The sequence below is a fragment of the Nocardia sp. NPDC019395 genome, assembly GCF_040632335.1.
In the GTDB taxonomy this organism is placed as follows: domain Bacteria; phylum Actinomycetota; class Actinomycetes; order Mycobacteriales; family Mycobacteriaceae; genus Nocardia.
In genome coordinates this window covers 144,614-157,012 of record NZ_JBEYBT010000001.1, presented here as the reverse complement: position 1 = coordinate 157,012, position 12,399 = coordinate 144,614, and the positions used below count along the sequence as shown (strand labels likewise).

Sequence of the window (12,399 nt, the reverse complement as noted above, 5' to 3'; positions counted from 1 at the left end):
CGCGTGTCGATGGACCGGGCGCGGCACGGCCCCCGGGCCGCGCCCGGGTATCACCCGCGCCGGGCGTAGTCCGCGAGCAGCGCTTCGCGTTCGGCGGGAGGTCGCTTGGGGCAGCTGACACATTTCTCGCATCCCGGCGCTTCATAGATGAGGCAGCAGGAGGCGCGCCGCACAAAGGTACGACCCGAGATCTCGACGAACCGGGGTGCGGGCACTGTTCCCCCCATTTCCGCGGCCAGCCGCTGCCCGACCTGCGGCGCTCCCGCATCGACCGCCCAGCTGGCGATCACATCGGTGACCACCGCCCACAGCGCCGGTTTCCGCACGCCGGAGACGGCGCTTATTCGATCGATCACGACCGCCAGGGCCTCCCGAAGTGCCTCGGAGACCTCGTGCGCCTGTGGGGCTCGGTCACGCGCGGACACCTGTGTGCCCGGGTCGCGCGAGCCGGGCCGGCGATCGCCCGCCGACCGCCCTGTCACGCCGTTGCCGTTGCCGTCGGTATCGAGGATCCGGACCTTTTCGACCGAGCCATCGGGGCGTAAGGACATAGCCAGCCGGTCCAGCGTGGGCGCCGGTATCGGTATCTCACGAGCCAGTGCCCGCACCACCTGCTCCACCAGCGCCGAAGCGGTCATACACCACCACAGCGTGGCGCCCACCCGCATCGACTCGATCCGCCAGGACGCGGTGAGCTCGGCGAACCGGGCCGCCAGCCACGATTCGTCCGTCAGCATCGGTCCCCGCGCGGTGTTCACGACATCAGTGGACTGTGCAACCACTGCCATTCGACTCCGATCCAGTCGCCGACCAATCCGAACGTTCCGAGCACCCACAGGGTCGCCACGACCACCGCGCAGGTCGCCAGGAACGCCAGCACCTGCATCAGCAGACCGCGGGAGATGTACCAGGCCATACCGCGCCGGTACTTGTCCCGCAGCCAGACCAGGGCATGCCTCGCCACCGCGAATTCGGTGGCGAGGATGCCGATCCCGGCGAACACCAGAGCCCATCCGGGTCCGGGGAACGGGATGGTGATGATCCCGACCACCAGAACCACGGTGCCGACCACAGCCACCCCGACCCGGTAGACGAGCTCGAGGGTAGGCCGCCCGGCGATCCGGTCGCGGAAGGCGCGCCAGAACGCCGGGCCGTGCCGTTTCGTCTCGGCTTCAGCCCCCACCCCGGACTCGGCACCCTTTTCCGGCTCGGCGTCAGTGCCCGCAGCGCCTGAATCCACGACAGCATCGGAACTTTTCTCCACGAACCCAGACTACGAGGCCGAGCCCCCCACGTCCCGGCCGCCGGTACCGCCTTCAGACAGTCCCGGCCGACGCCGGTTCCTGCGGCAATCGCGCCAGCAGTTCGTCCGAGTCCTCGATGATCCCCTCGACACCCACCTCGATGAGCCGTGCGCTGGCGATATCGAAGAACAGACCCGAGACCGTGACGCCACGTTCGTCGACAGCGCGCTGGACCGACGGATGCCGCCGCAGATTCTCCAGCTGAACCGCGATATTCACCATGCTCAACTGCTCCACCGGGCCGAAACCGGCCGCCTCCGCGGCCCGCCCCACCACATGCCCGGCCCGATAACGCTCCAGACTCGGCTGCCCGTATTCCAGCCACCGATCGATTCCGGGGCCGGCGGATTCACCGGAATGCAGAGCGCCCATCGCCCCGCAGGACGAGTGACCGCACACCACCACCGAGCGAACATTGAGCTTCTCGAGCGCGAAGACCAGCGCCGCCTCCACCGAGGCATCACCCTGCTCGGGCACCAGATTGCCCACATTGCGGACCGTGAACAGGTCCCCCGGACCACTGTTGGTGATCACATTGGGCACGATCCGCGAATCCGAGCACGTCAGGAAGAAAGAATCGGGGTCTTGTCCGTCACGGAGCTCGTCCAGATGCGGCCGCATCAGATGCGCATTGCCGCGGTGGTAGGCGGCGATCCCGCTGACCAGCGGATCACCGTTGTCACCCGATCCGTTCGCTGTGCCCTCGCGGTCGACCCGCCACGGGCCGAGCACATCGTCGAGCACCACCCGGCCCAGACTGCGTGACGGCGGCGCCGCCTCCGCCCGGGCCATCCGCGCCTCGCCGATCTCGACGAAATCGACAGTGCCGCCGTTGCTCTCGTGCTGCCGGGCCCAGTCGGTGATGGCGTCGTACGCGGCATGGTCGAGGAAATCGACCGTCATCTCCACCGTCACCGCGGTGCCCTGCGGGACCTTCGCGAAGGTGGACGACAGTTTCGGCAGCGACAGGAACGTGCACGATCCGTCGACCTGAACCAGCCAGCGATCGGTGCCGCCGAGCGGTTCGGCGGTGATCGCGACCCGCACGACCCGCCAGACCAGCAGTGCGAAGGCCAGCGCCAGGCCGATGAGCACGCCCTCGAGCAGGTTCAGGAACACCACCGCGGTCAGGGTGACGACATAGACGAGCAGGTCACCGGTCCGGTGCGCGAGCCGGATATGCGCCATCTTCACCAGCTGCACACCGATGACGATCAACAGGCCGGCCAGCGCGGCGAGCGGGATCTGCTGTACCAGCGACACCAGGGCGACCGAGAACACCAGTACCCACACACCGTGCAGTACGGCCGAGGCGCGGCTGCGCGCGCCGGCCGCGACATTGGTGGAGCTGCGCACGATAACGCCGGTGACGGGCAGGCCGCCGAGCAGGCCGGACAGTACGTTCGCCGACCCCTGGCCGAGCATTTCACGGTCGAAATCGGCGCGCGGCCCGGTGTGCATCTTGTCGATCGCGACGGCCGACAGCAGGCTCTCCACGCTGGCGATGAGGGCGAAGGTCAGGATCATCACCACGACCCCGGCCCAATCGCTGCGAGGCAGCTCGGGCAGCCCGATCGCGTCGAACAGCGAACCGTCCAGGGCGACCCGCTTGACATCGAGCGAGAGCACCAGTGACAGCACGGTGGCCACGACGATCGCGGCCAGCGCACCGGGCACGACCTTGACCCGCTCGGGGAGGTACTTCCAGCCGAGCATGATGGCGATGACGATCACGCCGAGCAAGGCGGCGGGCCCGTGCAACGAGATCAGCTGGGCGGGCAGTTCGGTGATGTTGGTCCACGCGGTGCTGTTGGATTCGCCACCCAGCAGTACGTGCAACTGCTGCAGTGCGATCGTGATACCGATTCCGGCGAGCATGGCGTGCACCACTACCGGTGCCACCGCCAGTGCTGCCCTGGCGATCCGGCTCAAGCCGAACAGAATCTGCAGGATCCCGGCCGCTACGACGATGAATCCGGTGACCCGCCAGCCGAATTGGCTGATCGATTCGGCGACGATCACGGTGAGCCCCGCGGCCGGACCGCTCACCTGGAGGGCGGAGCCGCCGAGCGCGCCGGCGACGATACCGCCGATCACGGCGGCGATGAGCCCGGCGGCCACGGGGGCGCCGGAGGCGATTGCGATACCGAGTGAAAGCGGCAACGCGACCAGGAAGACCACGATCGAGGCCGGTACGTCGTGACGCAATATCGAGGTCAGCCAGGTCGGGATGGTTCTGGGCCCGGACTCAGCGGGCTTACGCCCGTCCGAGCCCGAACCAGTTTCTGACACGGGGGAATTCGTACTTTGTGTTGCCATCGTTCTCCTTCGCCGACTCGGCCGCAGCCGAGGTCGGTCGACGATCAATATGTCCGTTTGGGCACAGACCGCGAACCGGCATCTCGCGGTGAAGTTGGCACTCGGCACGGCAACGGGCCGAGTTCTAAACCTTGGCCATAGTAAGGGTAAAGACTTATCAAAGCCTGAGAGGGCACCCCCCATCGCTGGCGATACGCACGCGGCGCAGAACCACCCGCACAGTGGCCGAAAAAACATCGCGCCTGGGCCGACTCATACCGTCCCCGCCGACGCCGGTGCCCGCTGCAACTGCGCCAGCAATTCGTCCGAGTCCTCGATGGGAGCGATTCCTTCCACACCCACCTGAATCAGCCGAGCACTGGCGATATCGAAGAACAGTCCCGAAACACTGAGCCCCCGCTCCTCGATCGCCCGGCGGACCGACGGATGCCGGCCCAGGTTCTCCAGCTGAACCGCGATATTCACCATGCTCAACTGCTCCACCGGGCCGAAACCGGCCGCCTCCGCGGCCCGCCCCACCACATGCCCGGCCCGATAACGCTCCAGACTCGGCTGCCCGTATTCCAGCCACCGATCGATTCCGGGGCCGGCGGATTCACCGGAATGCAGAGCGCCCATCGCCCCGCAGGACGAGTGCCCGCACACCACCACCGAGCGAACATCGAGCTTCTCGAGCGCGAAGACCAGCGCCGCCTCCACCGAAGCATCACCCTGCTCGGGCACCAGATTGCCCACATTGCGGACCGTGAACAGATCCCCCGGACCACTGTTGGTGATCACATTGGGCACGATCCGCGAATCCGAACAGGTCAAGAAGAACGAATCCGGATCCTGCCGGTGACGCAGTTGGTCCAGATGCGACCGCACCAGATGCGCATGACTGCGGTGATAGGCGGCGATCCCGCTGACCAGCGGATCACCGTTGTCACCCGATCCGTTCGCCGTGCCCTCGCGGTCGACCCGCCACGGGCCGAGCACATCGTCGAGCGAAACCCGGCCCATACTCCGCGAGGGCGGAGCGTCCTGCGCCCGCGCCATCCGGGAGGCGCCGATTTCCACGAAATCCACAGTGCCGCCGTTGCTCTCGTGCTGCCGAGCCCAATCGGTGATGGCGTCGTACGCGGCATGGTCGAGGAAGTCCACGGTGAGATCCACCGTCACCGCGGCTCCCTGCGGGATCTCAGCGAACGTGGTGGAGAGTTTCGGCAGGGCGAGAAAAGTACAGGAGCCGTCGATCCGGACCAGCCAGCGATCGGTGCCGCCGATCTGTTCCGCCGTCACCGCTACCCGCACGACCCGCCAGACCAGCAGTGCGAAGGCCAGCGCCAGGCCGATCAGCACCCCTTCCAGCAGGTTCAGGAACACCACCGCGGCCAGGGTGACCACATAGACGAGCAGATCACCGGTCCGGTGCGCGAGCCGGATATGCGCCATCTTCACCAGCTGCACACCGATCACGATCAACAGGCCCGCCAGCGCGGCCAGCGGAATCTGCTCCACCAGCGATACCAGGGCCACCGAGAACACCAGTACCCACACACCGTGCAGGACCGCCGAAGCGCGGCTGCGCGCACCCGCGGCCACGTTGGTGGAGCTGCGCACGATAACGCCGGCGACGGGCAGCCCGCCGAGGAGGCCGCACAGTACGTTCGCCGACCCCAGGCCGATCATCTCGCGATCGAAGTCCGTCCGCGGCCCGGTGTGCATCTTGTCGATCGCGACGGCCGACAGCAGACTCTGCACACTGGTGATGAGCGCGACGGTCAGGACCATCATCACCACGGCGGCCCAATCACCGTGCGGCAGTTCGGGAAGCCCGATCGCATCGAACAGCGAACCGTCCAGGGCGACCCGCTGGACATTCAGCGAGAACACCGTCGAAAGCCCGGTCGCCACCACGATCGCCACCAGCGCCCCGGGCACCACCTTGACGCGCTGGGGCAGGTGATTCCAGCCCAGCATGATGACGATGACGATCACCCCGAGGAACGCCGCGGGACCGTTCGCGGAGCCGAGCCGGCCCGCCAGTTCGGTGATGTTCTCCCAGGCGGCGCTGCTGGATTCACCACCGAGCAGAATATGAACCTGCTGGAGCGCGATGGTGATCCCGATACCCGCGAGCATGGCGTGCACCACCACCGGCGCCACCGCGAGAGCTGCCCGGGCGATCCGGCTCAAGCCGAACAGGATCTGCAACACACCGGCGGCAACGACGATGAAACATGTTATACGCCAGCCGAATTGATGAATCGATTCGGCCACGATCACGGTGAGACCGGCCGCGGGGCCGCTCACCTGCAGTGCCGAGCCGCCGAGTACACCGCCCACGATACCGCCGATGACGGCGGCGATGAGCCCGGCGGCCACGGGGGCGCCGGAGGCGATCGCGATACCGATGGACAGGGGTAGCGCGACGAGGAAGACCACGATCGAGGCCGGGACATCGTGACGCAGGATCGATTTCAGGTCCGGGGAGGGTAAGCGGAATCCGGGCTCGGCCGTCGACACGGACGAGCCCGGTCCGAGCTGTGACGCAGGGGAATTCGGGCTGGTGGTTGCCATTGTTCTCCTTCGCCGACTCGGCAGGGACCGAGGTCGGTTGACGATCAACATGTCCAGGTGGGCACAGACCGCGAACCGGCATCTCGCGGTGACGTAGGTTCTCGACACCGCAGCGGGCCGCTTGTTAAAGCTTGGAAAACGTGAAGTTAAAGTCTCATCAAAGCCCGATAAGACACCTCCACTACTGCTGATAACGCATGGAACCAAAACTTCCGCTCTGTTTCGAACCCGGATCACATTCGAAACAGATTGCGGAGCAGGAGAGTACAAGTCGACCGGCAGCACCGGAGCGGATGACCGGAACCCGGTGGCCACCCGTGCCCCGACTGTGCGGCACGTTGTTCGTCAACTCCTCTTATAGTAAAGAACTACCCAAACTTGGCAATAGATGTTCCGAGACGAAAATGACAATCGCTACCGAACCGCAACGTGTCGCGGCGCGTCGCCCGAGCGGTTTCAGCTGATCGCGGCGAGCAGCGCCGGACGATCCAGTTTGCCTCGGGGCGTACGCGGCAGCGATGCCAGCACCTGGATCCGCGCAGGCATACTCGGGCCCGGGAGTGTCGCGCGCAACCTCCGGCGGATCTCCTCGATATCCGGCGCCCGCACGCCGACGACGACAACGGCCACCGGCACCTGACCCCACCGCTCGTCCGCGACACCCACGCAGGCCGCCTCGACGACCCCGGGTATCGCGGTGAGCGCGGCTTCCACAGCCGCCGGCTCCACATTCAGGCCCCCGCGGATCAACATCTCGCCGGCCCGGCCGAACAGCCGCAACCGCCTGCCGTCCAGGGCGCCCCGATCGCCCACCGACACCCATCCGCCGACCGGCCCGTCCGCCACCGCGGTTTCGGTGAGGTAGCCGCGGAAGACCATATCGCTGCGCACGAAGACCCGGCCGGCGCGGATTTCCACCTCGACTCCGTCGAACAGTTCACCCGCCGCGTATTCGTCCGCGGCGCCGGCACCGCGATCGAAGGAGACGAAGCTGAGTTCGGACGCGCCGTAGAAATGTGTGAGCGTGGCGTTCGGCAGCACACCGCGCAGGGCGGCGCGCCCGTTCGCGGGCCACCGCGCCGCCGAGGAGAGCACCTCGCGCACACTCCCGTGGGTGCCGTTCGCGGCGCGCACCACATCCCAGGCGAGGGTGGGCACCGAATACAGGTGGGTCGCGCCGTCGGCGAGCGCGTCGGTGGCGGGCCGCAGGTCGACGGTCGCGCCGCGGGTCAGCGCGTGCAGGGCGCCGTAGAGGAAATGCGTATGGTCGAGGACACCGGGCACCGCGACCTTGTCGCCGGGCCCGATATCGAAGGTCCGGTCGGAACGATCCAGGGTCGCGGCCCAGGACGCCTGGTCCCGGACGAACAGTTTCGGTTCACCGGTCGTCCCCGAGGTGATCCCGACCAGCAGTTCGGACTCCGGCCGGGCGCCGCCCGGCGCCCCATCCGACGCCAACTCGGCCGCCGTGCGGATCGCGCCGTCGAACCCCATCCGACGCAGCCGCCGGTGTTGCGCCGGGACGGCCACCATCGCGCCGGGATCCGCGACGGCCAGCACCCGTCGGAGCTGATCCGGCAGCAGATGCCGGTGCAACAGCACCACCGAGACCCCCGCCCGCATGGCCGCGGCCACTGTGACCAGCGAATCGATATCCGAGGTCGGCAGCACCGCCACTCTCCGCAGACCGGCCAGACCCGCCGCGACCCGGGTGACCCGCGTCCAGAATTCGGGATAGCCGACGGATTCTCCCGCGGTACGCACCGCCGCGCGCCCGGGCCGCACCTGCCGTGCGATCCGGTCGGTCAGCAATTCAGTCATCGTCGACCCCGCGCGCCGCGAGCGCGTCGCCCATCGCGTCGGCGGTCCGCAGGGCCCGTACCAGTACGGGGGTGACCAGTGCCGTTATCGACCACTGCAGACCGCGGGCCCGCCGCGCCTCGGCGACCTCGCGCACGATCGTCGCCAGCAGGGGCACGCACCGGATGGCCAGCGCCAGCAGTAGTCCGATCCGTTCCGGGTCCGCCCCGATGCGGCGCAGCGGGCCCAGGGCCCGGGTGACGGCGTCCAGCATGTCCGTGACCCGGGTGGTCAGGGTGACCAGCGCCGCCAGCGCGACCGACAGAAGCAGCAGTCCGCACACCACCAGTGCCCGGGCGGGCGAGGTGGTCAGCACCTGGAAGACGGCGATGATCGCCAGCATCCACACCATCGGGCGCAGCTGTTCCACGGCGGTGCGCCACGGGATCCGGGCCAGCGCGAACAGCCCGGCCGCGCCCGCCGCGACCACACCCAGTTGCAGCGGCGTCCGGACGAACACCGTCGCCGCCGTGATCATGACCAGGAGCAATAACAGCTTGATCCCGGCGGGAGTGCGGTGCACCGGCGAATTCCCGGCGCGGTACAGGCCGATCATTCGACCAGCTCGCGGTAGGCCGGTAACGCGGCGGCCGGGCTGCCGTCGAACGCCACCACACCGTCGTCGATGACGATCACCCGATCGAAACCCGCCAGCAGGGACAGCTGATGGGTCACCACGATCACCTGCTGATCGACCGCGTCCAGCGCTTCGGCGATGATCCGGGCATTGCGCAGATCCAGCAGGGTGGTCGGTTCGTCGGCGACGATCACCTCCGGCCGGCGGATCAGGACCGCGCCGAGGGCGAGGAGCTGTTTCTGCCCGCCGGAGAGCAGATGCGACGGATGTTCGGCATGTCCGGCGAGCCCGAACCGGTCCAGGATCTCGGCCACCCGCCCGGTGATCTCCGTTTTGGCCAGACCGCTGCGGCGCAGCGAGAACGCCAGATCCTCGGCGACCGTCGGCATGACGATCTGGGTATCGGGGTCGGTGAAGACGAACCCGACCTTGCGCCGCACCCGCCCGCCTTTCCGGGAGGTGTCGATACCGTCCACGGTCACGGTGCCGGCGGTCGGGGTCAGCAGACCGTTGACCATGCGGGCCAGGGTGGATTTACCCGAACCGTTGGCGCCGACGATCCCGACCCGGCGTTCACTGATCCGCAGATCGATACCCCGCAGCACCCGGCGTTCGCCGAACGCATGGCTCACCGATTCGAAGACGATCTCGCTCATACTGTCTCCTCCGGCCCGAACGCGACCCCGGCCCGGTCCGGTTCCGCCGGTACCGATCCGCTCATACCACTCGCTCCACCAGCATCGCCACACCCTGGCCGCCGCCGATGGCGCAGGCGGCGAGACCGAGTTCGGGACCACCCGGGCGCAGCATCTGGCTCGCCAGCCGCACCAGCAGGACCGCCCCCGAGGCACCCCAGGGATGCCCCATGGCGATGGCGCCGCCTTCCGGGCAGATCAGCGCTTCGTCGAGGCCGAGTTCATCCGAGACCGCCAGCACCACCGAGGCGAATGCCTCGGTGATCTCCACCAGGCCCACCTCGGCGGCTGTCCGGCCGGCCCGGCGCAGGACCGAACGGATCGCCGGCACCGGTCCGAGTCCGGGGAGTGCCGGGTCGCCGGCCGCGACCGCGGTGGCCGCGATACGCAACGCCGGCAGTCCGCCGGCGCGTTGCGGCGTCGTCACCGCGACAACGGCGGCGCCGTCGGAGATACCGCAGGAGTTCCCGGCGGTCGCGGTGCCTCCGGAACCGAAGCTGGGCCGGAGCCGGGAAAGCCGGGCCGCGGTCATACCGGCGCGGATCCGCTGGTCGCGGACCACTCCCGCGACCGGCACGATCTCCGCGGTGAAATCCGTTTCCGCGGCCCGGGTATGGGACCGTGCCGCGTACTCGTCCTGGCGTTCCCGGCTGATTCCACGCACCCGCGCGAGATCGTCGGCGGCGACGCCCATATCGGGGTCCGGGAACCCCGCCGGCGCGAACGGCGCGCGGGTGTAGCGGACCGGCTCGGCATCCGCGGCCGGCGGCCAGAAGCGCCACGGCGCGGTACTGGCCGATTCGGCGCCACCGGCCAGGATCAGCTGATCTTCGCCGCTGCGGACCCGCAGTGCCGCCTGCATCACCGCGTCCAGGCCGGAACCGCATTGCCGGTCGACGGTGACCCCGGGCACCCGCACGCCGAGTCCGGCCTGCAACGCCGCGATCCGTGCCGGATCACCTCCGGGGCCCAGGCAGTTACCGAGTACGACGTCGTCGATCTCGGTATCGATTCCCGCTTCCCGCAGCGTGGTGGCCACGGACCCGAGTACGGGCGCGGCGAGGTCGGCGACGGTCAGTTCGGCGAACGCGTGACCGGCAGTGCCGACAGGAGTGCGGCGGGCGGCGACGAGGACCGGTTCCGGGTTCATACGAGCAAGTCTTTCAACCGGCCGCGCGCGATCTTCCCGGCGGCCGTGGTGGGCATTTCCGGAACCTGCACCCAGCGGCGCGGCATGGCTTCCCTCGTGAGCAGGTCGCGCGCCCGCCGCCGGACCTCCTCGACCCCGGTGCCGTCCAACTGCACTGCGGCCGTCACGGTTTCACCGAATACGGCGTGCGGGCTGCCGATCACCGCGGCCGCCGCCACACCGTCGATACCGCCCAGTACGCGCTCGACGTCCTCGGCGACGACGGTGGTGCCCCCGACATTGATCACCGCCTCCCCCCGGCCGTGCACCCGCAACTCGCCGTCGTCCCCGAGTTCGGCCAGATCCCCCACATCGAACCAGTCCGGTGCGCCGAGCACGGTGTACGGGGAGCGCACGGAGAGCAGCCCGTCGCGGATCCGCGCCCGCACCCCGGGCAGCAGGCGCAGGGGTGCGGGCACCTGCCGGGTCGCGACGAGCGAGACCTCCGATGAGCCGTAGTACTCGATCACGCGGAGATGGCGGGCCGCGGCCAGCGCACCCGGGTCGGCGGCGATACCGGCCACGATCGCGGTCCGTAATCGCGGCGCCCGCGGCACCACATCGCGCAGGATCGCGGGTACGGCGTGAACGACGGTGGCTCGCGCGGGGTGGTCGGTCACGCAGGCACCGCACCACAGGGCGTGCAGCGCGCCGAACAGGTGCATGGTCGCGTGCAACGGCCCGGTGATCAGGACCCGGTCCCGGGGCCGTACACCGGTGATCTCGGTGAAGGCGGGAAAGCTGTCGTACCAGGAGGCGGCGGTGCGGGCGAGCGGGCGCGGGTGCCCGGTGGAACCGGATGTGGCGACCAGCAAGAACGCCGTGGCCGGCCAGACGGACCGGTGCGGGCGGGCCGCCGGGTCCTCGACGGCGACCGGAACCCCGCGGCGCGCGGCGGCGCAGATACAGATCAGAGCCTCACCGAGCGGCAGCGTGGAGGCGTCGTAACCGCGCGCCCCCGGTTCGTATCGCTCGATCCAGCGATCGACGGCACGGTCGAGGTCACGGTAGGTGAGGGTTGTGCCGTCGAGGTCGAGTGCCGGCATTTCCCCCGCGCCGCCGAGTACGGGGCTACCCACCGAGCAACCCCGGATACGCGCGGTGCACACCCTTGGCCACGACCGTGGCGACCACCACTTTCAGCAGGTCGCCCGGGAGGAACACACCGTTGGCCTGGATCGCGGCCGGTACTCCGAGATCGGTGCGCAGCAGCAGCCCGAGGGTCCCGAACAGGTAGATGACGACGATTCCGCCGGCCGCGTTGATCACCAGCGCGGGCAGCAGCGGGTACTTCGGCACGATCCGCGCGGTGAGCAGACCGATGACCAGCGCGGCCGGAATCCACCCGACCAGATATCCGGCGCTCGGCCCGGCCAGCGCCGAAAGCCCCGTCCGCCCGCCGGACAGCAGGGGCAGGCCGATAACGGTCAGCGCGATGAATACCGCGACCGCGGCCGTCCCCTTGCGCGCCCCCAGCACCGCGGGAGCCAGGATGACCCCGAGGGTCTGCACGGTGATCGGCACGCCACTGAAACCCACCGTGATCGCACCCGGCAACCCGAGCGCCGCGATGAGCGCGGCGAATACCGCGATCTGCGCCATATCCCGCGATGTGGTGCGAGTCTTCGGCGCCCGCGAGTCCTCGACACCGTTCATGACGCCATCCTTCGCAACACCTAGCTTGAACGTCGTTCAAGATAGCAATGCGCGTCCCGAGCGGACTCGCGACCCCGGCCCAGCCCGCTGGCCCTCCGCATATCCGCACCTGGGCAGGCCCGTCGCCCAGCGGCTCGGCCGCCGGGCAGGCGCGCAGGTTCCGGCGGGACCGCCCAATTCGCGCGGGCGCAGACCGGCCGCGGACGGCGCCGGGCGCGCAGCCGGTCGAGATCGGCC

The 12,399-nt window shown here is 69.0% G+C and carries 10 protein-coding genes; all 10 read right to left on the bottom strand.

From position 1 onward, the window contains the following. Positions 1-50: 50 nt before the first annotated feature. The gene (locus ABZ827_RS00750; protein WP_357230790.1) at positions 51-788 is read right to left on the bottom strand and encodes a (2Fe-2S)-binding protein; all 738 of its coding nucleotides are present in this window, start codon (positions 786-788) and stop codon (positions 51-53) included. After that, the gene (locus tag ABZ827_RS00745; RefSeq protein ID WP_357230787.1) at positions 755-1,264 is read right to left on the bottom strand and encodes a TIGR02611 family protein; all 510 of its coding nucleotides are present in this window, start codon (positions 1,262-1,264) and stop codon (positions 755-757) included. The genes ABZ827_RS00750 and ABZ827_RS00745 overlap by 34 nt, the downstream gene beginning before the upstream one ends. Positions 1,265-1,316: 52 nt before the next feature. Continuing rightward, positions 1,317-3,623: a bifunctional SulP family inorganic anion transporter/carbonic anhydrase gene (locus ABZ827_RS00740; RefSeq protein WP_357230784.1), complete on the bottom strand. Its 2,307-nt coding sequence runs from the start codon at positions 3,621-3,623 to the stop codon at positions 1,317-1,319. 252 nt (positions 3,624-3,875) lie between these two features. After that, positions 3,876-6,185, bottom strand: a complete 2,310-nt coding sequence (locus ABZ827_RS00735) for a SulP family inorganic anion transporter (protein WP_357230781.1) — start codon at positions 6,183-6,185, stop codon at positions 3,876-3,878. A gap of 456 nt (positions 6,186-6,641) precedes the next feature. Beyond that, complete coding sequence (locus ABZ827_RS00730) at positions 6,642-8,006, bottom strand: AMP-binding protein (RefSeq protein WP_357230778.1); 1,365 nt, start codon at positions 8,004-8,006, stop codon at positions 6,642-6,644. Next, positions 7,999-8,601 (bottom strand): energy-coupling factor transporter transmembrane protein EcfT, encoded by a 603-nt coding sequence (locus ABZ827_RS00725; protein ID WP_357230775.1) that lies wholly within the window; start codon positions 8,599-8,601, stop codon positions 7,999-8,001. Before ABZ827_RS00725 ends, ABZ827_RS00730 begins: the two co-directional genes overlap by 8 nt. Then, positions 8,598-9,278 (bottom strand): ABC transporter ATP-binding protein, encoded by a 681-nt coding sequence (locus ABZ827_RS00720; RefSeq protein ID WP_357230772.1) that lies wholly within the window; start codon positions 9,276-9,278, stop codon positions 8,598-8,600. The genes ABZ827_RS00725 and ABZ827_RS00720 overlap by 4 nt, the downstream gene beginning before the upstream one ends. Positions 9,279-9,339: 61 nt before the next feature. Next, the gene (locus tag ABZ827_RS00715; protein ID WP_357230769.1) at positions 9,340-10,467 is read right to left on the bottom strand and encodes a thiolase family protein; all 1,128 of its coding nucleotides are present in this window, start codon (positions 10,465-10,467) and stop codon (positions 9,340-9,342) included. Further along, on the bottom strand, positions 10,464-11,552 hold the full coding sequence (locus ABZ827_RS00710; RefSeq protein ID WP_357234334.1) for an AMP-binding protein: 1,089 nt from the start codon (positions 11,550-11,552) through the stop codon (positions 10,464-10,466). The genes ABZ827_RS00715 and ABZ827_RS00710 overlap by 4 nt, the downstream gene beginning before the upstream one ends. Positions 11,553-11,577: 25 nt before the next feature. Continuing rightward, complete coding sequence (locus tag ABZ827_RS00705) at positions 11,578-12,162, bottom strand: biotin transporter BioY (RefSeq protein ID WP_357230766.1); 585 nt, start codon at positions 12,160-12,162, stop codon at positions 11,578-11,580. Positions 12,163-12,399: the final 237 nt, after the last annotated feature.

What these genes read in the sequence shown, in the direction of transcription:
- ABZ827_RS00750 (WP_357230790.1), bottom strand. Translation starts at nt 788, where the DNA reads ATGGCAGTGGTTGCACAGTCCACTGATGTCGTGAACACCGCGCGGGGA.
- ABZ827_RS00740 (WP_357230784.1), bottom strand. Translation starts at nt 3,623, where the DNA reads ATGGCAACACAAAGTACGAATTCCCCCGTGTCAGAAACTGGTTCGGGC.
- ABZ827_RS00735 (WP_357230781.1), bottom strand. Translation starts at nt 6,185, where the DNA reads ATGGCAACCACCAGCCCGAATTCCCCTGCGTCACAGCTCGGACCGGGC.
- ABZ827_RS00730 (WP_357230778.1), bottom strand. Translation starts at nt 8,006, where the DNA reads ATGACTGAATTGCTGACCGACCGGATCGCACGGCAGGTGCGGCCCGGG.
- ABZ827_RS00725 (WP_357230775.1), bottom strand. Translation starts at nt 8,601, where the DNA reads ATGATCGGCCTGTACCGCGCCGGGAATTCGCCGGTGCACCGCACTCCC.
- ABZ827_RS00720 (WP_357230772.1), bottom strand. Translation starts at nt 9,278, where the DNA reads ATGAGCGAGATCGTCTTCGAATCGGTGAGCCATGCGTTCGGCGAACGC.
- ABZ827_RS00715 (WP_357230769.1), bottom strand. Translation starts at nt 10,467, where the DNA reads ATGAACCCGGAACCGGTCCTCGTCGCCGCCCGCCGCACTCCTGTCGGC.
- ABZ827_RS00710 (WP_357234334.1), bottom strand. Translation starts at nt 11,552, where the DNA reads ATGCCGGCACTCGACCTCGACGGCACAACCCTCACCTACCGTGACCTC.
- ABZ827_RS00705 (WP_357230766.1), bottom strand. Translation starts at nt 12,162, where the DNA reads ATGAACGGTGTCGAGGACTCGCGGGCGCCGAAGACTCGCACCACATCG.